The sequence below is a fragment of the Pseudomonas sp. DR208 genome, assembly GCF_019823005.1.
Taxonomy (GTDB): Bacteria; Pseudomonadota; Gammaproteobacteria; order Pseudomonadales; family Pseudomonadaceae; genus Aquipseudomonas; species Aquipseudomonas extremorientalis.
This window is the reverse complement of record NZ_CP081944.1, coordinates 4,534,293-4,557,865: the sequence shown is the minus strand read 5'-3', so window position 1 is coordinate 4,557,865 and position 23,573 is coordinate 4,534,293. Positions and strand designations below refer to the sequence as shown.

At 61.0% G+C, this 23,573-nt stretch carries 28 protein-coding genes; 17 read left to right on the top strand and 11 right to left on the bottom strand.

The features are described 5' to 3' along the window. Positions 1 to 71 precede the first annotated feature (71 nt). Together K5K89_RS20470 and K5K89_RS20465 are read left to right on the top strand one after the other, a co-directional pair. Positions 72 to 1,238, top strand: coding sequence for a PLP-dependent aminotransferase family protein (locus tag K5K89_RS20470; RefSeq protein WP_222540159.1), 1,167 nt, complete (start codon positions 72 to 74; stop codon positions 1,236 to 1,238). 10 nt (positions 1,239 to 1,248) lie between these two features. Continuing rightward, positions 1,249 to 1,851 carry a glutathione S-transferase family protein gene (locus K5K89_RS20465; RefSeq protein WP_222540158.1) on the top strand — a complete coding sequence of 201 codons (603 nt, stop codon included), beginning with the start codon at positions 1,249 to 1,251 and terminating at the stop codon, positions 1,849 to 1,851. On the opposite strand, the gene K5K89_RS20460 is transcribed toward K5K89_RS20465, so the two are convergent. Continuing rightward, entirely contained in the window at positions 1,848 to 2,759 is a 912-nt protein-coding gene (locus K5K89_RS20460) for a LysR family transcriptional regulator (protein WP_222540157.1), read from the bottom strand. The genes K5K89_RS20465 and K5K89_RS20460 overlap by 4 nt on opposite strands. A gap of 111 nt (positions 2,760 to 2,870) precedes the next feature. Between K5K89_RS20460 and K5K89_RS20455 the strand changes: the two genes are divergently transcribed. From K5K89_RS20455 to K5K89_RS20445, 3 genes are read left to right on the top strand one after another with little or no spacing between them, the layout of a single operon-like run. Continuing rightward, entirely contained in the window at positions 2,871 to 4,163 is a 1,293-nt protein-coding gene (locus K5K89_RS20455; protein ID WP_071490772.1) for a CitMHS family transporter, read from the top strand. A gap of 1 nt (position 4,164) precedes the next feature. Next, positions 4,165 to 5,490, top strand: a complete 1,326-nt coding sequence (locus tag K5K89_RS20450; protein ID WP_222540156.1) for an acyclic terpene utilization AtuA family protein — start codon at positions 4,165 to 4,167, stop codon at positions 5,488 to 5,490. Continuing rightward, positions 5,487 to 5,807 carry a hypothetical protein gene (locus tag K5K89_RS20445; RefSeq protein WP_071490770.1) on the top strand — a complete coding sequence of 107 codons (321 nt, stop codon included), beginning with the start codon at positions 5,487 to 5,489 and terminating at the stop codon, positions 5,805 to 5,807. The genes K5K89_RS20450 and K5K89_RS20445 overlap by 4 nt, the downstream gene beginning before the upstream one ends. A 109-nt stretch (positions 5,808 to 5,916) precedes the next feature. Here K5K89_RS20445 and K5K89_RS20440 read toward each other — a convergent pair whose 3' ends face one another. From K5K89_RS20440 to K5K89_RS20420, 5 genes are all read right to left on the bottom strand, one after another. Next, complete coding sequence (locus tag K5K89_RS20440; protein WP_092243183.1) at positions 5,917 to 6,288, bottom strand: glutathione S-transferase N-terminal domain-containing protein; 372 nt, start codon at positions 6,286 to 6,288, stop codon at positions 5,917 to 5,919. 102 nt (positions 6,289 to 6,390) lie between these two features. After that, positions 6,391 to 6,936, bottom strand: coding sequence for a GTP cyclohydrolase I FolE (folE, locus tag K5K89_RS20435; RefSeq protein WP_003236739.1), 546 nt, complete (start codon positions 6,934 to 6,936; stop codon positions 6,391 to 6,393). A 78-nt stretch (positions 6,937 to 7,014) separates the two neighbouring features. Next, on the bottom strand, positions 7,015 to 7,572 hold the full coding sequence (locus tag K5K89_RS20430; RefSeq protein WP_058424628.1) for a Smr/MutS family protein: 558 nt from the start codon (positions 7,570 to 7,572) through the stop codon (positions 7,015 to 7,017). Between the two features lie 75 nt (positions 7,573 to 7,647). Beyond that, a complete protein-coding gene (locus K5K89_RS20425; protein ID WP_058424627.1) occupies positions 7,648 to 7,968 on the bottom strand; it encodes a hypothetical protein in 321 nt (106 codons plus the stop codon). 142 nt (positions 7,969 to 8,110) lie between these two features. After that, positions 8,111 to 8,701: a cysteine hydrolase family protein gene (locus K5K89_RS20420; protein WP_222540155.1), complete on the bottom strand. Its 591-nt coding sequence runs from the start codon at positions 8,699 to 8,701 to the stop codon at positions 8,111 to 8,113. 239 nt (positions 8,702 to 8,940) lie between these two features. Here K5K89_RS20420 and prmB point away from each other — a divergent pair, with 239 nt between their 5' ends. Beyond that, a complete protein-coding gene (prmB, locus tag K5K89_RS20415; RefSeq protein ID WP_071490767.1) occupies positions 8,941 to 9,849 on the top strand; it encodes a 50S ribosomal protein L3 N(5)-glutamine methyltransferase in 909 nt (302 codons plus the stop codon). 151 nt (positions 9,850 to 10,000) lie between these two features. On the opposite strand, the gene K5K89_RS20410 is transcribed toward prmB, so the two are convergent. Both K5K89_RS20410 and K5K89_RS20405 read right to left on the bottom strand, forming a co-directional pair. Continuing rightward, positions 10,001 to 10,807 carry a hypothetical protein gene (locus K5K89_RS20410; RefSeq protein ID WP_058424625.1) on the bottom strand — a complete coding sequence of 269 codons (807 nt, stop codon included), beginning with the start codon at positions 10,805 to 10,807 and terminating at the stop codon, positions 10,001 to 10,003. Between the two features lie 99 nt (positions 10,808 to 10,906). Continuing rightward, positions 10,907 to 11,869, bottom strand: coding sequence for an alpha/beta hydrolase (locus tag K5K89_RS20405; protein ID WP_222540154.1), 963 nt, complete (start codon positions 11,867 to 11,869; stop codon positions 10,907 to 10,909). A gap of 143 nt (positions 11,870 to 12,012) precedes the next feature. On the opposite strand from K5K89_RS20405, the gene aroC reads away from it, so the two are divergent. The 4 genes from aroC to K5K89_RS20385 all read left to right on the top strand — a co-directional run bounded on the left by aroC (position 12,013) and on the right by K5K89_RS20385 (position 15,281). Next, positions 12,013 to 13,104 (top strand): chorismate synthase, encoded by a 1,092-nt coding sequence (gene aroC / locus K5K89_RS20400; protein ID WP_071490765.1) that lies wholly within the window; start codon positions 12,013 to 12,015, stop codon positions 13,102 to 13,104. A 10-nt stretch (positions 13,105 to 13,114) separates the two neighbouring features. Next, the gene (locus K5K89_RS20395) at positions 13,115 to 14,275 is read left to right on the top strand and encodes an MFS transporter (RefSeq protein WP_222540153.1); all 1,161 of its coding nucleotides are present in this window, start codon (positions 13,115 to 13,117) and stop codon (positions 14,273 to 14,275) included. Further along, a complete protein-coding gene (locus K5K89_RS20390) occupies positions 14,272 to 14,802 on the top strand; it encodes an acireductone dioxygenase (RefSeq protein ID WP_222540152.1) in 531 nt (176 codons plus the stop codon). Before K5K89_RS20395 ends, K5K89_RS20390 begins: the two co-directional genes overlap by 4 nt. Before the next feature lie 209 nt (positions 14,803 to 15,011). Beyond that, positions 15,012 to 15,281, top strand: coding sequence for a response regulator transcription factor (locus K5K89_RS20385; RefSeq protein WP_071490762.1), 270 nt, complete (start codon positions 15,012 to 15,014; stop codon positions 15,279 to 15,281). A 58-nt stretch (positions 15,282 to 15,339) separates the two neighbouring features. On the opposite strand, the gene K5K89_RS20380 is transcribed toward K5K89_RS20385, so the two are convergent. Continuing rightward, on the bottom strand, positions 15,340 to 15,618 hold the full coding sequence (locus K5K89_RS20380; RefSeq protein WP_003172952.1) for a DUF3509 domain-containing protein: 279 nt from the start codon (positions 15,616 to 15,618) through the stop codon (positions 15,340 to 15,342). Positions 15,619 to 15,970: 352 nt separating this feature from the next. On the opposite strand from K5K89_RS20380, the gene K5K89_RS20375 reads away from it, so the two are divergent. The 5 genes from K5K89_RS20375 (at position 15,971) to K5K89_RS20355 (ending at position 21,632) form a co-directional block, all read left to right on the top strand. Beyond that, positions 15,971 to 17,797, top strand: coding sequence for a long-chain-acyl-CoA synthetase (locus K5K89_RS20375; RefSeq protein ID WP_222540151.1), 1,827 nt, complete (start codon positions 15,971 to 15,973; stop codon positions 17,795 to 17,797). A gap of 110 nt (positions 17,798 to 17,907) precedes the next feature. Next, positions 17,908 to 18,423 (top strand): ankyrin repeat domain-containing protein, encoded by a 516-nt coding sequence (locus K5K89_RS20370; protein ID WP_071490760.1) that lies wholly within the window; start codon positions 17,908 to 17,910, stop codon positions 18,421 to 18,423. A 42-nt stretch (positions 18,424 to 18,465) separates the two neighbouring features. Continuing rightward, the gene (locus tag K5K89_RS20365) at positions 18,466 to 18,996 is read left to right on the top strand and encodes a hypothetical protein (protein ID WP_071492765.1); all 531 of its coding nucleotides are present in this window, start codon (positions 18,466 to 18,468) and stop codon (positions 18,994 to 18,996) included. Between the two features lie 67 nt (positions 18,997 to 19,063). Then, positions 19,064 to 19,255, top strand: coding sequence for a PLDc N-terminal domain-containing protein (locus K5K89_RS20360; protein WP_003192770.1), 192 nt, complete (start codon positions 19,064 to 19,066; stop codon positions 19,253 to 19,255). 289 nt (positions 19,256 to 19,544) lie between these two features. After that, on the top strand, positions 19,545 to 21,632 hold the full coding sequence (locus tag K5K89_RS20355) for an LTA synthase family protein (RefSeq protein WP_071490758.1): 2,088 nt from the start codon (positions 19,545 to 19,547) through the stop codon (positions 21,630 to 21,632). A 54-nt stretch (positions 21,633 to 21,686) separates the two neighbouring features. Here K5K89_RS20355 and K5K89_RS20350 read toward each other — a convergent pair whose 3' ends face one another. Further along, positions 21,687 to 21,839, bottom strand: coding sequence for a DUF3309 family protein (locus K5K89_RS20350; RefSeq protein ID WP_015885095.1), 153 nt, complete (start codon positions 21,837 to 21,839; stop codon positions 21,687 to 21,689). Positions 21,840 to 22,166: 327 nt separating this feature from the next. Between K5K89_RS20350 and K5K89_RS20345 the strand changes: the two genes are divergently transcribed. Both K5K89_RS20345 and csrA read left to right on the top strand, forming a co-directional pair. After that, a complete protein-coding gene (locus tag K5K89_RS20345; RefSeq protein WP_071490757.1) occupies positions 22,167 to 22,982 on the top strand; it encodes an SDR family oxidoreductase in 816 nt (271 codons plus the stop codon). 129 nt (positions 22,983 to 23,111) lie between these two features. Continuing rightward, positions 23,112 to 23,315: a carbon storage regulator CsrA gene (csrA, locus tag K5K89_RS20340; RefSeq protein WP_071490756.1), complete on the top strand. Its 204-nt coding sequence runs from the start codon at positions 23,112 to 23,114 to the stop codon at positions 23,313 to 23,315. A gap of 2 nt (positions 23,316 to 23,317) precedes the next feature. On the opposite strand, the gene K5K89_RS20335 is transcribed toward csrA, so the two are convergent. Beyond that, complete coding sequence (locus K5K89_RS20335) at positions 23,318 to 23,545, bottom strand: YheU family protein (protein WP_003192759.1); 228 nt, start codon at positions 23,543 to 23,545, stop codon at positions 23,318 to 23,320. Positions 23,546 to 23,573: the final 28 nt, after the last annotated feature.

The window sequence follows — 23,573 nt, the reverse complement described above, 5'->3', positions numbered from 1 at the left end:
CCGTGCGAGTCGTCGTAATTTAGGTCAACCAGTTTGACGTATTTCCCATAGTCTTCGCTACCGGTGACCCCATGGCCTTCTCTGAACGTGTTACGCGCCTCAAAAGCTCCCTGATCCGTGAAATCCTCGCGGCGGCCCAGCGCCCGGAAGTGATGTCGTTCGCCGGTGGCCTGCCGGCCGAAGCCATGCTGCCTGCCTTGAACTGGGACGACATGCCGCTGAACATCGGCCAGTACGGCATGAGCGAAGGCGAACCGCAGTTGCGCGAACTGCTCGCTGCCGAGGCGCGTGCCCTGGGCGTGCCGTGCCAGGCCAGCCAGGTGCTGGTGGTCAGCGGCTCCCAGCAGACCCTCGACCTGGCGGCCAAGCTGTACATCGACAAGGGCACCCGGATCCTGCTGGAAGGCCCGACCTACCTGGCCGCGTTGCAGATCTTTCAACTGTTCGGCGCCGATTGCCTCACCGTGCCACTGGACGCCGACGGCCCGGACCTGAACGCGTTGCGTGCCAACCTTGAACGCCATCGCCCGGCGTTCATCTACCTGATCCCGACCTTCCAGAACCCCTCGGCCGTGCGCTACAGCGAGGCCAAGCGCGAAGCCGTCGCCGCCTTGCTCGACGAATTCGGCGTGACCCTGATCGAAGACGAACCCTACCGCGAACTGACTTTCGACGGCGGCAGCGCCAGACCCATCGTCGGGCGCCTGAAAAAAGCCAGCTGGATCTACACCGGCACCGTGTCCAAGACCCTGTTGCCGGGCCTGCGCGTGGGCTATCTGATCGCCAGCCCGGACCTGTTCCCGCACCTGCTCAAGCTCAAGCAATCGGCGGACCTGCACACCAACCGCGTCGGCCAATGGCAGGCCATGCAGTGGATCGGCACGGAGCAATACCAGCAGCACCTGACTCAACTGCGCGGCTTTTATCGCGAGCGCCGCGATGCTTTCCAGTCGGCGCTGGAGCGTCACTTCGTCGAGCTGGCCGACTGGCAGGTGCCCGAGGGCGGTTTATTCTTCTGGCTGACCTTGAAACAGCCGCTCGACACCCGCACCTTGTTGGCTCAAGCGCTCGACCAGAACGTCGCGTTCATGCCCGGTGAACCGTTCTTTTCCGAGCCCGACCGACACCTGGGTTCGTTGCGGCTCAATTTCAGCCATATCGACCCGGCCCGTTTGGACGAAGGTCTCAAGCGCCTGGCCGCGGTGGTCCGTCAAGCACAGCACGCGCAAGCGGCATAAGGGGAGCCCCATGTACAAGGTTTATGGCGATTACAAGTCGGGCAACTGCTACAAGGTCAAATTGATGCTCAGCCTGCTGGGCATCCCGTACCAATGGATCGATGTGGACATCCTCAAGGGTGACACCCAGACCGCCGAGTTCCTGGCGAAGAACCCCAACGGCAAGATCCCCGTGCTGGAGCTGGAAGACGGCACCTGCCTGTGGGAGTCCAACGCGATCCTCAACTTCCTTGCCGATGGCAGCGAGTTCCTACCCACCGAACCGCGCCTGCGCACCCAAGTGTTGCAGTGGCAGTTCTTCGAGCAGTACAGCCATGAGCCGTACATTGCGGTGGCGCGGTTTATCCAGTTTTACCTGGGCCTGCCCGAGGACCGCCAGGAGGAATACAAGAAACTGCACAAAGGCGGTTACAAGGCACTCAAGGTCATGGAGCGCCAACTGCAACTGACGCCGTACCTGGTGGGCGAGCAGTTCTCCATCGCCGATGTGGCCTTGTATGCCTATACCCATGTGGCCCATGAGGGTGGTTTTGAGCTGGAGGCTTATCCGGCTGTGCAGGCGTGGTTGAAGAGGGTTGCCAGCCATCCCAAGCATGTGGCCATGCTCGGTTAAACCTGTGGGAGGGGGCTTGCTCCTTCCACATTCAGTTCTTCGTTCAGCAAGTCAAAGCAGCGTTGCGCCGCCGGGCTCAGGCCCATCCCGCTGCGACTGATCAACCCGATCTCCCGGTTTACGCCGGGATGCTCGATGTGGATGCGCTTCAACCCCGCCAGGCTGTCCGCCGCCGACTCCGGCAGCACACTGATCCCCAACCCCTGGCGCACCAGTGCCAGCACCGTCGACATGTAGTTGGCCTCCATGCCCGCGTTCATCGTCAGGCGCGTCTCGTCGAACAGCGCATCCACTTGCTCGCGCACGCTGCTGTCGCGGCCAGTGAGGATGATCGGTTGGTCCGCCAGTTGTGCCAGGGTCAGTTTGCGATGGCGGGTCAGCGGATGACCGACCGGTACAAACGCGCACAGGCGATCGTTCAGCACTGGCACGAATTCCAGGCCATGGCTGAGCCGTGCACGCACGCCAATGCCGAAATCCACCTCGCCGGACCGCACCTGGGCGTGTATGCGATGGGCCACCAGGTCATGCAGGCGCACTTCGATTCCGGCAAAACGTTCGCGAAACAGGCGCAGCACCGGCGGAAGGCTGCCGGCACAGACCGAGGGCAGGGCGGCGATGGTCACCACGCCTCGGCGCAACGCCGCCAGGTCGCGGGACCCGCTGACGATGTTGTCCAGGTCCAGCAGCAGTTTTTCCATGGGCCCGCGGGCCTCCTGGCCGGCGGCGGTAATACTGACGTGGCGCGGGCTGCGGTCGAGCAGGGCGACGCCGAGCCAGTCTTCCAGTTGTTGCACCTGCACCGTCAGCGCAGAAGGCGACAGATGCAGCTCATTGGCCGCCTTGGTGAAACTGCCAGTACGGGCCACGGCAAGAAACGCCTGAATGTGTTGGATACTGTTCTTCATTTTGTTTTTCCGAACACTAGCGGGTGAATATTCCAATTTACAAAGACTAACCTGCTTCCAATACTCCAGGGAAAACAATAACCGGCCAAAAAGGTCGCTCTGGAGTAACCCATGCTCGCTACCCTGGGTGTCATCACCATCCTGTGCCTGCTCGCTGCCGTCATGAGCAAACGCCTCTCGCCGCTGGTGGCCCTGATCGCCTTGCCGATCATCGCCGCGCTGCTCGGTGGGTTCGGCCTGCAAACCAGCGCCTTCATCATCACCGGTATCAAGAACGTCGCCCCCGTGGTCGGCATGTTCGTCTTTGCGATCCTGTTTTTCGGGATCATGACCGATGCCGGCATGCTCGACCCCATCATTGATCGCATCCTGCGCACGGTAGGGACGCGTCCTACACGCATTGTTGTAGGCACCGCGACCCTGGCGCTGCTGGTGCACCTGGACGGCTCCGGCGCGGTGACGTTCCTGGTGACGGTGCCGGCGATGTTGCCGCTGTATACGCGGCTGGGTATCGATAAGCGCATCCTGGCCTGTGTCTGCGCGATGGCGGCGGGGGTCAACTTCCTGCCGTGGACGGGTCCGGTGCTGCGCTCGTCAGCGGCCCTGCACGTGCCGGTGGCGGACCTGTTCCAGCCGTTGATCCCGGTGCAGATCGTCGGCCTGATCTTTGTGTTTGCCTGTGCCTGGTGGCTGGGCCGTCGCGAAGAAAAACGCCTGGGCCTCGGCGCCGGCTCCACGGTGGATGCGGTGCCGCAACGGGTGCTCAGTGAAGACGATATCAAGCTGCGTCGCCCGCGCCTGTTCTGGGTCAACCTGATCCTGACCGTGCTGGTGATGGTGGTGATGATTGCCGGCTGGGTCGACCCGGTGGTGATGTTCATGCTCGGCACCGTAGTGGCGTTGTGCATCAACTATCCGAACGTAGATGCCCAGCGTGCCCGCATCGATGCCCATGCCAAGACCGCCCTGACCATGGCCAGTATCCTGCTGGCCGCCGGGGTGTTCACCGGCATCATGCAAGGCACCGGTATGCTCAAGGCTATCGCCGAAGTAGCGGTGGCGCAGATTCCGGCGGGTCACGGCAAGTTGATCCCGGCGGTGGTGGGATTCATTTCCATGCCGTTGAGCATGCTGTTCGACCCCGATTCCTACTATTTCGGCGTGATGCCGGTGATCGCCGAAGTCGGCAAGGCCCTGGGCGTCGACCCGCTGCAAGTGGCCCAGGCCTCGTTGCTGGGGGTGCACACCACCGGCTTCCCGGTCAGCCCGCTGACCCCTGCGACTTTCCTGTTGGTGGGCCTGTGCAAGATCGAGTTGGCCGATCACCAGCGCTTCACCATTCCGTTTCTGTTTGCCGCGTCGGTGTTGATGACCCTGACCGCGTTGCTCCTGGGAGTGATTTGAGATGAAAACCTTGCGCATCGGTTCTGGTGCCGGCTATTCCGGCGACCGTATCGAACCGGCGGTCGAGTTGGCCGAACACGGCGACCTGGATTACCTGGTATTCGAATGCCTGGCTGAACGCACCATCGCCTTGGCGCAACAGGCGCGGATCAGCGATCCGCAGGGCGGTTACGATCCACTGTTGAGTGAGCGCATGCGCCGGGTGCTGCCGTTTGTGGGTGTGCAGATCGGGCGCCGTCGCCTGCGGGTGATCACCAATATGGGCGCGGCCAATCCAGTGTCGGCGGCGGCCGAAGTGCGGCGAATTGCTGTTGAGTTGGGCCTGGATCTCAAGGTGCTCGCTGTGGTGGGCGACGACGTGTTGACGATGTTGCAGCCCGAGTTTCTGCTGGATAACGGCCAGACCGTCGGCTCTTTGGGCGAACGGTTGATCTCTGCGAATGCCTACCTGGGCGTCGACGGCATTCTGCAGGCATTGCACGCCGATGCGGACGTGGTGATCACCGGGCGCGTGGCCGACCCCTCGCTGTTCCTGGCGCCGCAGATGGTTGAGTTCGGCTGGGCGGCGGACGATTGGCCGCGGCTGGGGCGCGGCACCTTGGTGGGTCATTTGCTCGAATGTGCCGGGCAAGTCAGCGGGGGGTATTTTGCCGACCCGGGTTTCAAGGATGTGGATGACCTGGCGCGCCTGGGTTTCCCGCTGGCCGAGATTGATGCTGACGGTCAGGCCGTGATCACCAAGGTCACCGGCTCCGGTGGGCGGGTCAGCCGTGCCACCTGCACCGAGCAACTGATCTACGAAGTGCATGACCCTGCGGCCTATCTGACGCCGGATGTAACCGCCGATTTTTCCCGGGTGTGCTTTGTCGAGGAGGGCGCTGATCGCGTTCGTGCCCAAGGTGCTGGTGGTCGCTCGCGTCCCGAACGGTTGAAGGTGAGTGTTGGCTATCTGGACGGCTGGATCGGCGAAGGGCAGATGTCCTACGGTGGGCCCGGTGCTGTCGCACGGGCGCAGCTGGCGCGGGATGTCGTGCTCAAGCGCCTTGAGTTGATAGGCGTGAAGATGCAGGACGTGCGTGCCGAACTGATCGGCATGGACTCGCTGCACGGCCCGCGCAGCACGGTGGAGCCCTGGGAAGTGCGCCTGCGCGTGGCGGCTCGCTGTGAAGAGCGCAGCGAAGCGGTGCGCGTGGGCAACGAAGTGGAAACCCTTTACACCAATGGCCCGTCCGGTGGCGGCGGCGCGAGCAAGAGCGTGCGGCAGGTGGTGGCGGTGGCGTCGTTGCTGCTGCCGCGTGATGCGGTCAACCCGAGGATCGAAGCATGAAGCTGCACACACTGGCCCATTCCCGCACGGGGGATAAGGGCGATACGTCGAACATTTCGATCATTGCCTATCGTGCCGAGGATTACCCCTGGCTCTGCGAACAACTGACCGTCGAGCGTGTGGCGGGGTTTTTTGCGGATCTACTGGAGCCAGGCGCCGCACCGGTGCGGCGCTATGAGCTGGCGAATGTGCAGGCACTGAACTTCGTGCTGCCGGGCATCCTGCGCGGCGGTGTGACCCGCTCGCTGGCGCTGGATGCCCATGGCAAGTGCCTGGGCTCTGCACTGCTGGACATTGATTTGCCAATAATGAACTAAGTGTGGGAGGGGGCTTGCCCCCGATAGCAGAGTGTCAGTCACACACTAAGTTGACTGATACAGCGCCATCGGGAGCAAGCTCCCTCCCACATGGGTCGTCCAGTGTCTGTCAGACCGCAGCGAAACGCTTGTCGAGGTAATCGATGATCACCTTGGAGTCATACATCCAGGTGGTCTGGCCATTCTCTTCAATGCGCAGGCACGGCACCTTGATCTTGCCGCCTTGCTCCAGCAGGGTCTGGCGGTCTTGCTCGTTGTTCTTCGCGTCCTTCAACGCCACCGGCACATTCAGGCGGTGCAGGGTGCGACGGGTCTTCACGCAGAACGGGCAGGCGTGGAACTGATACAGGGTCAGTTCCTTGGCCGCTGCATTCACCTGCGCCTGCTGTTCGGCGGGGCGCTGTTTTTTACGGGGACGGGTCAGGAAGTCGCCCGCGATGATGATCTGGCCGAGGCCGACTCGAAGTGCTTTGACCAACATGGTTTAAACCTCTTGCCCATAACTGAGGGGCGGCAGCTTACCTGAATTCTGCGGGCGAAAAAAAAACCGGCGATGAACGCCGGTCTTTTCCTACGCAGCCCGTTACTTGATCAGGCTGAGGAATTCGCTGCGGGTCGCCGCGTTTTCGCGGAACTCACCCAGCATCACCGAAGTGATCATCGACGAATTCTGTTTCTCCACACCACGCATCATCATGCACATGTGCTTGGCCTCGATCACCACGGCCACGCCCAGGGCGCCGGTGACTTGCAACACCGCGTCGGCGATCTGGCGGCTGAGGTTTTCCTGGATCTGCAGGCGGCGGGCATACATGTCGACAATCCGCGCGACCTTGGACAGGCCCAGCACTTTGCCGCTCGGGATGTAGGCAACGTGGGCCTTGCCGATAAACGGCAGCAGGTGGTGTTCGCACAGCGAGTACAACTCGATGTCCTTGACCAGCACCATTTCGCTGTTGTCGGAGCTGAACAAGGCACCGTTGGTGACTTCTTCCAGTGTCTGCTCATAGCCGCGGCAGAGGTACTGCATCGCCTTGGCGGCACGCTTTGGCGTGTCGAGCAGGCCCTCGCGGGAAACGTCCTCGCCGAGTTGGCCGAGGATCGCGGTGTAATTCTGTTCCAGGGACATGAAACTACCTGTGGGATTTTCGCAAAGCGCAAGGTTACGGTGGCGGGCACATCGCTGCAAGCCTGACGATGGCACTTGTTACTCGTCGCGCCCTTCCATCATGGTCCGCTTGAGCATCACATACACCGCCCCCGCGCCGCCGTGGCGGGCCTGGCACGAGGTAAAGCCGAGTACCTGGGCGTGCTGGCGCAGCCAGGTGTTGACGTGGCTCTTGATCATCGGCCGCTTGCCGTCCAGCCGCACGGCCTTGCCATGGGTGACGCGCACGCAGCGGATTTCGAATTTGGTGGCTTCTGCGAGGAAGGCCCACAGGGTTTCCCGGGCTTTTTCCACGGTCATGCCGTGCAGGTCGAGGCTGCCTTCGAACGGGATCTGGCCGATCTTGAGCTTGCGCATCTGGCTTTCCTGCACACCGTCGCGGGCCCACATCAGCTCGTCTTCGGGGCCGACGTCGATTACGAACTGGTCCGACAGGCCGTCCACGGTGGTGGCATCGGTGCGCACGGTCGCGGCCTGGCGTAGCTTGGCGATCTGCGCGCGGTCGGCCTTGGGTTTGCCGGTGTCGGCGCGGTCGTGCTTGATCGGCTTGACGCCGCGCAGCTCGTTTTTGAACAGGGAAAAATCGTCGTCTTGCATATCAGCCTCCGCGAAGGGCGGGCAGTTTACCTAAATCGCGGCGGCCGGGGCGCAGGAAACGCTATCCAAGCGCCATCAGTCGTGTTTTTTCATCAGGTGCGAAGCGATATTAAGCGACAACGGCTGGCGCATTTTCCGACGGCTGCGCCGCCACAACCATACGCCCAACCACAGTACCAGCAGCCCGATCCCCAACAGGATAGCCGAGCCGCCAGGGCTGGCATTCAGCTCGCCAAGGGCCGGGGAGTGACCAGACAGACCAGCGCCACCAGCGCCGGCCAACAGCAGACCTACGATCGCCAGCAGCGCGGCGATGCCGGCAACCAGGCGCAGACGCCAGTTGCTCGGGCCCTTGGGGCGCAAGCGACGAGCATCAAAACCATCGGATATCTTCATTCCGACCTTTCCTCCAGGGTATCGGCCCTTCGACCGGACAATACACAGGTTGTTCCGGGGCGAGGGGTAAATGCGCCAAATGAAAAGGCTTTGCGGATGAGCGGGGCAATAAACATTGCCGCACCGCTCATCAGAAGGTCGATCAGATCAGGTCTTTGGTCAACGCCAGGGTGGCGAAGTTGTCGGCCATGATGGCCATTTCGGTCTGCTGTACGTGCTCGGCGCTCAGGATGCCGCCTTTGTAAGGCAGGTCACGGGTGGCGCAGGCATCTTCCACCAGGGTGCAGCGAAAGCCCAGGTTCTTGGCGGCACGCACGGTGGTGCTGACGCTGGAGTGGCTCATGAAGCCGCAGACAATCAGGTCCAGGGAACCGAGGTCCTGCAGGTGTTTTTCCAGGCCGGTGCCGTGAAATGCGCTGGGCAGCAGTTTGCCGATGATGGTTTCGTCGCCTGCAGGCTCAAGGCCCGGGATGAACTCACCCCGTTCGCCTTGCGGGTCGAACAAGCCGCCAACGGTGCCCAGGTGACGCACATGCACGATCGGGCGCCCGGCGTTGCGCGCTGCGGCGACCAGTTGCTTGATGTTACCAACGGCCGCGTCCATGCCCGAGAGGGCGAGCGGGCCGCTGAGGTATTCCTTCTGGGCGTCGATGATCACGAGGGTCGCATGGCTGAGGTTCGCAGCTGCGTAACCACGACCGCTGAGTTGAAACATCGTCTTTGGAACGGACATTCTGGGGCTCCTGTGAGGGGGGCTTTTGCGACATTGTCCACTGGCTGAGCGGTTCTGTGAATCGCTACCATCGTAAGGTACGCCGTTGTTGACGTGTAGCCATGTCAAGAGGTGGGCCTGTTTGACACAATGATGGCAATTCGGATGAAATCCGACGGATGGGCGCTGGGTTTCGTACATCGTCGGTACAGGTGAACGCTGTTAGAATCACCAGTCGTTTTTTCCAGGAGCTTGCCCCCGTGATCACATCCCGCCTGCGCACGTTGCGCGACCACATCCGTTGGGCTGTCAGCCGTTTCCATGGGGAAGACCTGTTTTTCGGGCATGGCACTGACAATGCCTGGGACGAAGCCCGTCAATTGGTGCTCGGCGCGTTGAACTTGCCGTGGGAGATTGCCGACAGTTATCTGGACTGCAACCTGGAGGAAGAGGAAGTTTCCCATGTGCAACGTTTGCTGCACAGGCGCATCCATGAGCGCGTGCCCACCGCGTACCTGTTGAACGAGGCGTGGTTCTGCGGCATGTCGTTCATCGTCGACGAACGCGTGCTCATCCCCCGTTCACCGATCGGCGAGCTGATCGAAAACCGCTTCGAACCCTGGCTGGCGCAACCGCCGGCACGCATTCTCGACCTGTGCACCGGCTCCGGCTGTATCGGCATTGCATGTGCCTACGAGTTCCAGGACGCCGAAGTGGTGCTGGGCGACCTGTCGTTCGAAGCCCTGGAAGTGGCCAACCAGAACATCGAGCGCCATGGCGTCGATGAGCGCGTGTACACCGTTCAGGGTGACGGTTTCGACGGTCTGCCGGGCCAGCGTTTTGACCTGATCGTGTCGAACCCGCCGTATGTGGATGCGGAAGATTTCGCCGACATGCCCGACGAATACCAGCACGAACCGGAACTGGGCCTGGCCTGCGGCGATGATGGCTTGAACCTGGTGCGGCGCATGCTGGCCGAAGCGGCGGACCACCTGACCGAGAAAGGTTTACTGATCGTGGAGGTGGGCAACAGCCAGGTGCACGTCGAGGCGTTGTACCCGGAAGTGGACTTCGCCTGGCTGGACTTCCAGCGTGGTGGGCATGGGGTGTTCATGTTGACGGCGGAGCAGTGCCGCCAACATCAGGCGGTGTTTGCCGCCCGCGTTTAACCCACCTTACTGAACGAATAGGGCCAATGTGGGAGGGGGCTTGCCCCCGATGGCGGTGGATCAGTCAGCTACTCCAAATACTGACACTCAGCTATCGGGGGCAAGCCCCCTCCCACATTCAGACCTTATTTCATCAAGGCATAGACTCATTTCAGCGGTGGGTGGCAATCCAGATCAACAACCCCGCCTGAAACACCGTAAACGCCACCAGGCAGGTGATGGTAAAGCGCAACCCGCTGTCCTCACGCTTGAACTTGGTGACCTTTTCCTCTTCCTTGCGCAGCTTCACTTCCTGCTCCGCCAGGTTCTGCTCAGCCTGTTGCAGCATCTGCGCGGCTTCGAGAATCTCCACGAACTGCACCTTCTCGGTGTTCCAACTGTCCAGCACATCACCGACCTTGCCCGGCTGCACATTACCTTTGAGGTGTTGCACATCGGCGTAGGCCACATCAAAGCCCTGGATGCGCAGGAAGTGATCGCGGCGCAGGCGGGTGGCCTCGTTCAAGGCATCTTTGTTGGCCAGGTCGACGCCGTCGACGCGATAGTGTGACCACTTCTTCTTCGCCCACGCGGCGCCCTGGGCCACCAGGAAGCGACCGATACCCCGGTTGGCTGGTTCGATTTCCAGGCTGTTGCCCGGGCCGAAGTGCACACGGTGCTTGTCGTGGTCGACCCAGATATCCAGGTGGTTCTGCTCACGGCGCACGCGCTGCCCTGGCAGCTGGATGACCATGCGCAGCAGGCTGTGGTGTTTGTCATTGCGCTCGGCGTAGCCGAACTGCACGAACCGCAACGGTCGCACGCCAGTGGCACGGTCGGTGGCCAGGGGCGCCAGGCGCAGCATCTTGAAATGCTCGGCCTGGACATCCGCCCACGGCAGGGGCGCCGCGTCGACGGCCTCGGTTTTTTCAGCCGGGGTGTCGGCGGTGGATTCCGGTGTTGCTTCAGTGGTTGTCATGCGGCGCGATCCTGTCCAAGCCCAGCGAGCCGACAGTCTTTTTACTGTCGACCCAGGGCTTATCGGCCGGTTTTCCCAGGACTGGAGGCAAATAGTCGCTTAATGGGGTTGAAGTCCTTCGATAAAACGCACGACGCGGCTGCCCAGCTCGGCGGCGAGGGGTAGTTGCGGATCGTTGTAGGAGGCCAATTGTTGCTTCACATCGTTGGGCACGATGCGCATCACGTGGTTCATGCCTTCGATCACCGCCAACTGCGCGTCGGGCTTGGCCTTTTTCAATTGCTGGGCGTCGCTCACACCCACCTGGATATCGTGGGTGCCCTGGATGATCAGCGCGGGCATGCGCAACTGGGCGAAAGCGGCCGATGGGTCGGCACGGAACAGGCTGATCAGGTACGGCTGCACACTGGGGCGGAAAATACCTTCCAGCGGGCCAGGCACGTCGTTATCCACCTGGCCGGCCTTGAGGTGATCGAGGATCTCGTTGCTGCGCAGCAGCAGGGCGGGGGGCAGGTGATCGGCCAACTGCTGGCGGATCACCTGGTCTACCGGGCGTGCGCTGCCGGACAACGAAATGACGCCGGCCGGGTCCAGTTGCGGCGCGGCGAGGGTCGCCACCAAAGCGCCTTCGCTATGACCCAGCACAATCAACGGCCCCAGGCGTGTGTCGGCCTTGAGCCGCTTGCCCCAGGCCACGGCATCGGCCACGTAGGCATCCAGGGTCAGGTTGCGCTCATCCGGCGTGGCCGCCAGGCTGGCCGCGACGCCGCGCTTGTCGTAGCGCACGCTGGCGATATTGTGCCGCGCCAGTACCCAGGCCAGACGCTTGAGGCTGTCGTTGCGCGCGCCGTCGGCACTGTTGCCGTTGCGGTCGGTGGGGCCGGAGCCGGCGATGATCAGTACAACCGGGACTGGCCTATCGGATTTGGGCAACAAGAGTGAGCCAAACAGCTCGCCACTGCCTGTGTCGAGGCTGATGGGCCTTTGCAGCACGACCGGGGAGGCGGCGAAGCCAACGCTGGAAAACAGGGTGAGGGTCAAAAGCAGAACTCGCAGCATCATCGCGCCATCATGGGGAAGGTGCCGGTTGGACCAAGGTCTACCGGGAAGGTTTCGAGGATGAACTACTCGGTTAGCCTGCGTATACTGGCCGCCTTAAGTTATTACGGTTGACTTGATTCAACTGATTTCACGGAGCGCCCTGCATGTCCGGCAATACCTTCGGCAAGCTGTTCACTGTCACCACCGCGGGCGAAAGCCATGGCCCGGCGTTGGTCGCCATTGTCGACGGCTGCCCGCCAGGCCTCGAACTGTCCCTGGAAGACCTGCAGCGTGACCTCGACCGCCGCAAGCCCGGCACCAGCCGCCACACCACCCAGCGCCAGGAGCCGGACGAAGTCGAGATCCTCTCCGGTGTGTTCGAAGGCCGCACCACCGGTTGCGCCATCGGCCTGCTGATCCGCAACACCGACCAGAAGTCCAAGGACTACTCGGCGATCAAGGACCTGTTCCGCCCGGCCCACGCCGACTACACCTACCACCACAAATACGGCGAGCGCGACTACCGTGGCGGCGGCCGCAGTTCGGCCCGCGAAACCGCCATGCGCGTGGCCGCCGGTGCCATTGCCAAGAAATACCTGGCCACCCAGGGCATCGTGATCCGGGGCTACATGAGCCAACTGGGTCCGATTGAAATCCCGTTCAAGACCTGGGACAGCGTCGAGGACAACGCCTTCTTCAGCCCGGACCCGGACAAGGTGCCGGAACTGGAAGCCTACATGGACCAGTTGCGCCGCGACCAGGATTCCGTCGGCGCCAGGATCACCGTGGTGGCCGAAGGCGTGAAGCCGGGACTGGGCGAGCCGATCTTCGACCGCCTCGATGCGGAACTGGCCCACGCGCTGATGAGCATCAACGCCGTCAAAGGCGTTGAAATCGGTGCCGGCTTTGCCTGTGTGTCCCAGCGTGGCACCGAGCACCGTGACGAGTTGACCCCGCAAGGCTTCCTCAGCAACAACGCCGGCGGCATCCTCGGCGGTATTTCCTCCGGCCAGCCGATCGTGGCGCACCTGGCGCTCAAGGCCACATCGAGCATCACCACGCCAGGGCGTTCGATCGACGTGCACGGCAACCCGGTGGACGTGATCACCAAGGGCCGCCACGACCCATGCGTTGGCATCCGTGCCACCCCGATCGCCGAAGCGATGATGGCCATCGTGTTGATGGACCACCTGCTGCGCAATCGTGGGCAAAACGCCGATGTGCGCGTGAGTACGCCGGTGCTGGCCCAGTTGTGACGGCGCTGCTGTGACAGCCCTCCCATACTGGCGCCTCTCCAGCTTCTACCTGTTCTACTTCGCCCTCCTGGGGGCGACCGCGCCGTTCCTGGCGCTGTACTTCGATCACCTCGGGTTCTCCAGCGCGCGTATCGGCGAGCTGGTGGCCATTCCCATGCTGATGCGTTGCGTGGCGCCCAACCTGTGGGGCTGGCTGGGCGACTACACCGGCCGGCGCCTGGCCATCGTGCGTTTTGGTGCGGTGTGCACCCTGGCGAGTTTTTCGCTGATCTTCGTCAGCCATACCTACGCCTGGCTGGCCCTGGTCATGGCGCTGCATGCATTCTTCTGGCATGCGGTACTGCCGCAATTTGAAGTGATCACCCTCGCGCACCTGCAAAAGCAGACGGCGCGCTACAGCCAGATCCGCCTGTGGGGCTCCATCGGGTTTATCCTCACCGTGGTGATCATGGGCCGCTTGTTCGACTGGTTGAGCCTGGACATCTACCCGGTGGTGGTCGTAGTCATCATGGCCGGCATCATCGGCGCCAGCCTGTGGGTGCCGAATGCGCAGCCCGCGACCCACGGCAATCGTCTGGCGGGCGACGGCTTCCTCAAGCAATTGCGCAGCCCCGGCGTACTGGCGTTTTATGCCTGCGTGGCATTGATGCAACTGAGCCACGGCCCGTATTACACCTTCCTCACGCTGCACCTCGAACACCTGGGTTACAGCCGGGGCGTGATCGGCATGCTCTGGGCGCTGGGGGTCGTGGCGGAAGTATTGATGTTCCTGGGCATGAGCCGCATCCTCACGCGCGTTTCGGTGCGTCGTGTACTGCTGGCGAGCTTCCTGTTGGCGGCATTGCGCTGGCTGCTGTTGGGGTCGTTTGCCGAGTATTTCTGGGTGTTGTTGCTGGCGCAGGTGATGCACGCTGCCACGTTCGGCAGCTTTCATGCAGCCTCGATTGCCTTTGTGCAACGCAGTTTTGGTGACCGGCAACAAGGCCAGGGCCAGGCGCTCTACGCCGCCCTGGCCGGCACCGGCGGTGCGCTGGGTGCGCTGTATGCCGGCTACAGCTGGAACCTGTTGGGGCCGACCCTGACCTTCAGTATCGCGAGCGTCGCGGCCCTGGCCGCCGCCCTTATCATCGGTCTTCGATTGCACGAGCAGAACCAAGGAACCCTTCAATGAGTTATGTCGCCGTCTACTGCGCTGCTTCACCGGACACCCCGAACAAGGTGCTGACCCACCCCGAGGATATTGCTGCGACCCTGGCCGAGCACGGCGTGCGTTTTGAGCGTTGGCAACCGGTTTCTATCGAGAAGGGGGCCACAGATGCGCAACTGATTGCGGCGTACAAGGCACAGATTCAAGCCTTGGGCTACGCGGATGCGCAGGTGCTCAGGGTGACGGAGGATCATCTCCAGAAGGCCGAGGTGCGTGCGGGCTTTCTTGCCGAGCGCCGCTGCAGCGAAGCTGCCGCACGTTTCATCATCGCTGGCCAGGGGCTGTTTTCCCTGCACATAGGCGATTATGTATACGCCGTGCGTTGCGAGAAAAACGACCTGCTTGTGATCCCGGCCGGTATGCCGCACTGGATTGACATGGGGGAGAACCCGCACTTTGTCACACTGCGCCTGTTCAATACGCTTGAAGAATGCATACCGGAGTTCATCGAGGACGATATTGCCAGTCGTTTCCCCGGCCTGGACGACTAATCCCCACCGATCAAAAACTACAACCCCTGAAGGTTGGAAGTTGCTGTGGGAAGAAACTTAAACTTCTGTAAGGCTTGGATGTTTATGCGCGGGCCTGCGCCTTAATACCATTCGTTATGTAACCCTCTGCGACATCAATGTTTATGTCACCTGTCAATAGGAGGAATCCGAAGAGGGGGCGGCATGAGCCAGAGAAAGGAGAGGAACTAATGAGTGGCCCCAAGGAATCGTTTCTACCGCCATATTCGGTACCCAATGCAATCAGGCGACGTTTGAACCTGGCTGGCAAGGCCCTGACTCCGGCGGAGTTGGAAATCCTGCGCTGGGCTTCGGAAGGCAAGACCGTCTGGGAGATCAGCCAGATACGCGCCACGTCCGAAGCAACCGTGAAATTCCACCTGCGTAATATCTATTGCAAGCTGCAAGTGACCAATCGGGTACAAGCCGTCAATGAAGCCAGCCGCCAGGGGCTGTGTTGAACCCATGAAAAAGGGCCGCGACGCTCAATGCGTCGCGGCCCTTTTGGGTATTTCAGGCTTAAGCCGAGTGGTAGGTCGGCAAGGCAAAGCGGTTCTGGCTTTGCAGCATCGAAATCTGCGGCAACTCGCTGGCCTGTTCAGCCAGGTCGCGGCGAATGGCGCTGATGACCCAGGTCAGCTGATCGGCAGTGTGCAACTGCTGATAGGAGATCGAACGCTTGACCTGTTTACCTTCGCTGTTGCGCAGGGTCAGCAGGATGCCGCCGTCTGGACGAGGCTGGGTGGTGACATCGTAGTTGGAGAATACTGAAGCGAATTTATCTTGGATCAGGCTCATGTCTATCAGCTCCGTTGGCTCAAGTGGGCAAGCATGGAGAGATAGGTGCAGTGATTGTGCCAGCTAGTGATTTAGATAAATATCGTTATAAATCAAGGAGTTATAAAAATATAAAATTTCCGGATTCGTGCAATTTGCATGAATGGCCATCATGCATCCTGCATTTTGCGTTGCTGGGCGCGCTCGGGCAGGTGCCTTATTACTCATAATGACTCTCTCTGCCTGGCTTAATTCCTTTTTTCAGCGTTCGCTTATCGGGATACAAAACTTTTCAAATCCTGCGTGTACAGCCGAAGAGGGCCTGACGTACTTTTCTGCAAGGTTTACGAACAATAAGAAAAAGGACGTTCCCATGAGCCACCCGCAAAACGACATGATCACCTGGGGCATGATGCTGCGTAAGGTGCCGGCCATTGTTCGTGCTCTGCCTCGGGTGGTGCGCGGCATGCGGGCCGCCAATGTCACCGACCCCGCTCAGCCCTGTGGCCTGGGCTGGCAGTTTGAACAAGCCACCCTGCGCAACCCGGATGGCACCGCCTTGTTGTACGGAGAGCGCGTGCTCAGCTACAGCGAAGCCAACCAGCAGGCCAACCGTATTGCCCACCATCTGCAAGCCCAGGGCATCGGCAAGGGCGATGTGGTGGCGATCTTTATCGAAAACCGTCCCGAGTTGCTGCTCAGTGTGCTGGCCGTGGCCAAGCTGGGCGGCATCTGCGCGATGCTCAATACCGCGCAGACCCAGGCGGCGCTGCTGCACAGCCTCAACCTGGTGAACCCGGTGGCGATTGTGGCCGGTGCGGAATTGGTGGCTTCCTATGACGCGGTACGTGAGCAGGTGAGCATTCCCGCTGAACGCACCTGGTTTGTCGCGGACCAGCAAGCCACTGCGCTGCCCGATGGGTATTGTGACCTGATGGCTTCCAGCGCTGGTGGGCCGGTAGATAACCTGCCGAGTACCGCGCAGATTTTCTTCAACGACCCCTGCTTCTATATCTATACCTCCGGCACCACCGGGCTGCCCAAGGCCGGCATCATGAAACATGGCCGCTGGACCAAGACCGCGATCAGCTTCGGCAGCATTGCGCTGGACATGGGGCCGGAGGATGTTCTTTATTGCACCCTGCCGCTGTACCACGCCACCGGCCTCTGTGTGTGCTGGGGCTCGGCGATTGTCGGGGCGTCCGGTTTCGCTATCCGGCGCAAGTTCAGCGCCAGTCAGTTCTGGGAGGATGCGCGCAGATTCAAGGCGACCACCCTCGGCTACGTCGGCGAACTATGCCGCTACCTGCTCGACCAGCCAGCGGCCGAAAACGACCGTGATCACCGCGTGACCAAGATGGTCGGCAATGGCCTGCGCCCTGGCGTGTGGGCGCAATTCAAGGCGCGCTACGGCGTGGAGCATGTCTGCGAGTTGTACGCCGCCAGCGACGGCAATATCGGTTTTACCAACATATTGAATTTCGACAACACCGTCGGCTTTTGCCTGCAACACTGGGCGTTGGTGGACTACGCCCACGACACGGGTGAACCGATCCGTGGCGGCGATGGTTTCATGCACAAAGTGAAGACCGGCGGGCAGGGCTTGTTGCTGGCCAGGATCGATGAAAAGTCGCCCTATGACGGTTACACCGACCCGGAAAAAAACCGCAAGGTGATCCTCACGGATGTGTTCGAGAAGGGCGACCGCTACTTCAATACCGGCGATCTGGTGCGCAGTATCGGCTTCGGCCATGCACAGTTCGTCGACCGCCTGGGCGACACCTATCGCTGGAAGGGAGAAAACGTCTCCACCACCGAAGTGGAGAACATCCTGTTGCAACATCCGCAGATCGCTGAAGTCGTGGCCTATGGCGTGGAAATCGAAAACACCAACGGCCGTGCCGGCATGGTCGCCATCACCCCGAGCGAATCGCTGGCTGCCCTGGACATGCGTGAGTTGCTGCAGTTCGCCCACGGCCAGTTGCCGCACTATGCCGTGCCATTGTTCCTGCGGATCAAGGTGAAGATGGAAACCACCGGCACCTTCAAATATCAGAAGGTGCGGCTCAAGGAGGAAGCCTTCGACCCGGACAAGGCGGGCAATGACCCGGTCTACGCCTGGCTGCCGGGGTCGGACAGTTATGTGCCGGTCACCGGGCAATTGCTGGCGCAGATCCAGGGTGGGCATTTTCGTTATTAAAGTAGCGCTATTGATTCTGCCTATGGCCGCTTTTGACAAAAAAGCAATGACAGGGGGGAACTCCCTCGTGACACTGGGCGCCATATAAAGGACCAGACAAGGAGCCCCACATGTCAGACCAAGCCAAACAAATGACCGAAGACGAAGCCGCCGAATTTGCCGAGCAGGTCTTCGACGTTGCCCGCAAAGGCGACGCCGCCATGCTCGCTGCGCTGCTGGCCAAAGGCTTGCCGGCCAACTTGCGCAACCACAACGGCGACACCTTGCTGATGCTCGCGGCTTATCACGGCCATGCCGAGGCGGTAAAAGTGCTGCTGGAGTTCAAGGCCGATCCGCAGATCGCCAACGACAAGAACCAGCTGCCGATGGCCGGTGCAGCGTTCAAGGGCAACCTGGACGTGGTCAAGGCGCTGATCGACGGAGGCGCGCCGGTGGACGCCGCGTCTTCCGACGGCCGTACGGCGTTGATGATGGCGGCGATGTTCAACCGCGTGGAAATGGTCGATTACCTGCTGGGGCAGGGCGCCAACCCCAAGGCCACCGACGCTAATGGCGCCACCGCACTGGCTGCCGCGCAAACCATGGGCGCGGTGGATACGACGGCGCAGTTGCAGAAACTGGTGTAGGCTACGCGCCCTCAAAAGCCAGCCCGCTACAGGACCATTCCCATGAAAACCGCCCTCGTCGAACTGATCAGCAAAATCAGCGCCGGCGTCATGGGCGAGGACGAGGTGGCGCGCATCGCCGATGAGGCAGCCCAGGCCTACGCCGACCCGGCCGCGTTTCTGGCGGCCAACCCGGATATCAACTATGACGACACCTTCCCCATCCCACTGGGTGAGTGGGTGGTGGTCGGCAGCCTGCCGGACACCGTGCTGTTCCAGGCCGACACCTATGGTGACCTGTTCGCGCAGATCGTCGCGTCGTTCGGCCCGGGCGTTGCGTTCAACCTCAAGCCCAAGCAACTGGCCAAGACCGAAGACTTGACCGCACTCAACCGCATCCAGATCCAGATGAGCGCCCTCAGCCCGGAGGATGGCGGCTATGTGCTGCTCAACTTCAGCCAGCTGCTGGATGACGAGATCCAGGCGGTACTGGTCTACGGCAACGACCTGCCGCGCGTGCTGGAGCTGTGCGCCGAAGTCGGCATCAAGGGCGAACCGTCCCTGGAAGCGCTGAAAGTCGCGGTTCACGTCTGAAATAAAACGGAACCCCCGCCAGGGCTGACTATCCTACAAGGGCATGCCCTCACTTAGGAGCGACACCATGGGTTCCACGTTTAATAGCTTGATCGGGCTGATCATCCTCGCGCTGGATATCTGGGCGATCATCAACGTATTCAAAAGCGGCGCAAGCACGGGCGCCAAGGTGTTGTGGATCTTGTTGATCCTGCTGCTGCCGGTGCTGGGCCTGATCATCTGGGCGATTGCCGGACCACGGGGTAATGTGCGGATCTGATCTCGCACACCACCTGGCAGCTGTCGAACCCTGGCTCGGCCGCTGTCGGGCCACGGGTTTACCCTTCAATTCATTTTGTGTTTCGAAATATTCGCTGCACAAAATTTTCACATCCCTTCCAAGACAATTCGCCGGCTTTATCTTCCTGCCAAGGCCCTGTCCCAAGAGCCACTAAAGGCGGAGCGCCGGTGCACGTTCAGTAATTAATAGCCTTGCCGCCGTTGATCGGGCACCATTCGCGCCACTGCACTACTTCGTCACTTAAACTTCCAATGGGTCCTGAAACGACATGGCAAACCCGGACGCCCTGAGTCAGCAGCGAGCTTCTAATCGCCTGCTGCAACCGACCGTCAAATCCCATCTGGCGTACACGCTGCTCTGCGCACTGGTCATGATGGTGATGTTCTCCCTGCTGCGCCTGGCGCTGCTGGTGTACAACCGCGAAATGATCCTCGACACGCCGGCCTCGACCTTCCTCGAAGCGTTCGGCAATGGCCTGCGCCTGGACATTCGCCTGGTGATGTACCTGCTGGTCCCGCTGCTGCTGGCCTTGTTCAGCGTCCGCGCCATGGCTGCGCGTGGGTTCTTCCGTTTGTGGCTGACCGTCGCGTCCAGCATCGCCCTGTTCCTGGGCCTGATGGAAATGGACTTCTACCGCGAGTTCCACCAGCGCCTCAACGGCCTGGTCTTCCAATATGTGAAGGAAGACCCGAAGACCGTGATGAGCATGCTCTGGTACGGTTTCCCGGTGGTGCGCTACTTGCTGGCCTGGGCCGTGGGTACGTTGATCCTGAGCATGGCGTTCAAAGGCGCCGACCGCGCCACACGCCCGCGTGGCCCGTTCAGCGGTGGCAGCATCGGCACTCGCCAGGTCGCGCCGTGGTACACGCGCATCGCGGTGTTCGTGGTCTGCCTGCTGATCGCCGTGGTCGCCATCCGTGGCACCCTGCGCCAGGGGCCGCCGCTGCGTTGGGGGGATGTCTACACTACGGATTCGAACTTCGCCAACCAGTTGGGCCTCAACGGCACCTTGTCGCTGATCGCCGCGGCCAAGTCACGGTTCTCCGAAGATCGCTCCAATATCTGGAAGGCCACCCTCGACCAGCCGCTGGCCACCCAGACCGTGCGTGACATGTTGGTGCTGCCGCAAGAGAAACTGGTGGATACCGACATCGCCGCCGTGCGCCGCGACTACATGCCGCCGGCCGAGAAGACCCTGCCGATCAAGAACGTGGTCGTGATCCTCATGGAAAGCTTCGCCGGTCACTCGGTCGGCGCCTTGGGTCGTCCGGGCAACATCACGCCGTACTTCGACAAACTGTCCAAGGAAGGCCTGCTGTTCGACCGTTTCTTCTCCAACGGCACCCATACCCACCAGGGTATGTTCGCCACCATGGCGTGCTTCCCGAACCTGCCGGGCTTCGAATACCTGATGCAGACCCCGGAAGGCAGCCACAAGCTGTCGGGCCTGCCGCAGTTGCTCAGCGCGCGCAAGTTTGACGACGTGTATGTGTACAACGGCGATTTCGCCTGGGACAACCAGTCGGGCTTTTTCAGCAACCAGGGCATGACCAACTTCATCGGTCGCAATGACTTCGTCGACCCGGTGTTCTCCGACCCGACGTGGGGCGTGTCTGACCAGGATATGTTCAACCGTGGCCTGGAAGAGCTCAAGGCGCGTGAAGGCGGCAAGCCCTTCTATGCGTTGCTGCAAACCCTGTCCAACCACACGCCGTACGCGTTGCCGACGCCGTTGCCAGTTGAGAAAGTCACCGACCGTGGCAGCCTCAACGAGCATTTGACCGCCATGCGCTATTCCGACTGGGCCCTGGGCCAGTTCTTTGAGAAGGCCCGCAAGGAGCCTTACTTCAAGGAAACCCTGTTCGTCATCGTGGGTGACCATGGCTTCGGCAACGAGCAGCAGATCACCGAAATGGACCTGGGCCGTTTCAACGTGCCGATGCTGATGATCGCGCCAGGCATGCAGGAAAAGTTCGGCGAGCGTGACCACACCGTGGGCACCCAGATCGACATCGTGCCAACCATCATGGGCCGCCTGGGTGGCGATACCCTGCACCAGTGCTGGGGCCGTGACCTGTTGAACCTGCCGGAAGGCGATAAGGGTTTTGGTGTGATCAAGCCATCGGGCAGCGATCAAACCGTGGCATTGGTGACGGCAGATCGCATTCTGGTGCTGCCGAAGGAAATGCCACCGAAGTTGTGGGAATACGAACTGGGCGCCAACCCGACCGGTAAAGTGATTCCCGAGTCGCCGGACGAGGCGGCACTGAAGCAGAAACTTGAGTCGTTCCTGCAGACCGCTACCAAGAGCCTGTTGGATAACACCGCCGGTGTGGTCAACGGCAAGCCGGACTAATTAACCGGCCATAAAAAAGAGGCCCTTTAAAGGGCCTCTTTTTTTGCCTGGCGTTTATATACGCCCTAGCAACAACAGTACCAGCAGCACCACTAGGACAACGCCCAGGATACCTGACGGGCCATAGCCCCAGTTACGTGAGTGAGGGAACACTGGCAGACCGCCGACCAGCAGGAGGATCAAGATAATGATCAGAATGAGGCTCATGGTTTTTTTCCTTATTGGCCTTCTGCAAAGACCGGTTGTTTAACGATAGGCCCGCATATTAAAGACAGACGCCTTAACAACTCCGACTCTGGTTCTTCGCAGAAAATTCAGTATTTTTTTAAAGCATTTCGCACACAGGCTTATTTCTTTTAATGCGCTCGCAACTAAACCTATTAGTTGAAAAATATTGAACTTAGGCTATACGCGAACATCCGACCCGGCCCACGGTTTGCCAGGGGCATTCATCACTCTGATGGTGGATGGGGGCAGGAAAAACCTTCGCTACACTGCCGGTCACTTCTTCCGTGAACCACAAGGCAACTTCCTATGCAAAATCGCATGATGATCACTGGCGCCGGGTCCGGCCTGGGTCGTGAAATCGCTCTGCGCTGGGCCCGTGAGGGCTGGCAGTTGGCCTTGTCGGACGTGAGCGAGCCCGGCCTGCAGGAAACCCTCAGGCTGGTGCGCGAGGCCGGTGGCGAAGGTTTTATCCAGCGCTGCGACGTGCGCGACTACAGCCAGCTCACCGCGTTCGCCCAGGCCTGTGAGGTCAAGCTGGGCGGTATCGATGTGATCGTCAACAACGCAGGCGTGGCGTCAGGCGGTTTCTTTGCCGAGTTGTCCCTGGAGGACTGGGACTGGCAGATCGCAATCAACCTGATGGGCGTGGTCAAGGGCTGCAAGGCGTTCCTGCCGCTGTTGGAAAAGAGCAAGGGCCGCATCATCAACATCGCCTCCATGGCCGCGCTGATGCAGGGGCCGGCCATGAGCAACTACAACGTAGCCAAGGCGGGTGTGGTGGCGTTGTCGGAGAGTCTGCTGGTGGAGCTCAAGCAGCAGGAAATCGGTGTACATGTGGTGTGCCCATCGTTCTTCCAGACCAATCTGCTGGATTCCTTCCGTGGGCCGACCCCGGCCATGAAGGCCCAGGTGGGCAAGTTGCTGGAAAGCTCGCCGATTTCGGCGGCGGATATCGCCGATTACATCTATCAGCGGGTCGCGGAAGGTGAGTTCATGATCCTGCCCCACGAACAAGGGCGCATGGCATGGGCGTTGAAGCAGAAGAACCCGCAGTTGTTGTATGACGAAATGACCAGCATGGCCGACAAAATGCGCGCCAAGGCACAGGCCGCCAAAGGCTGACCGGGAAGTGGTCTGTCAGGCATTTTACCTACACATGTAAGTAGTGCCTGATTTCACGGCACGCCATTGATGCACACCACAGCCTGCGCGCATGGTCGAGGTCCTTTCACTGTTAAAAGGACAACCGCCATGCTGGTTTTAAGCCGCGCCATAGGCGAAGTCATCTCCATTGGCGATGACATCGCCGTGCATATCCTCGAGTTGAACGGTACCCAGGTGAAGTTTGGCGTTGAAGCGCCGGCCGGGGTGCATGTACATCGCGCGGAGGTGCATCAGAAAATCCGCGAGCGCCAGGCCGCCAGCACCCATCCGGTGCAGGTGCCCAATCTCTGACGTCAGTCGAACAGATGCTTGGGCACGTCGTGCTTGAGCATCAACTGGCACTGCTCGCTTTCCGGGTCGAACACGATCAGCGCCTGGCCCTTGGTCAGTGCCTGGCGCACACGCAGTACGCGGGTTTCCAGCGGCGTGTCGTCGCCATTGTCGGTGCCGTCGCGGGTCACGAAGTCTTCGATCAGGCGTGTGAGCGTGTCGACTTCAAGTGCATCGTAGGGAATCAGCATACAAGCCTCGGGTGATGGATCCCGGCGA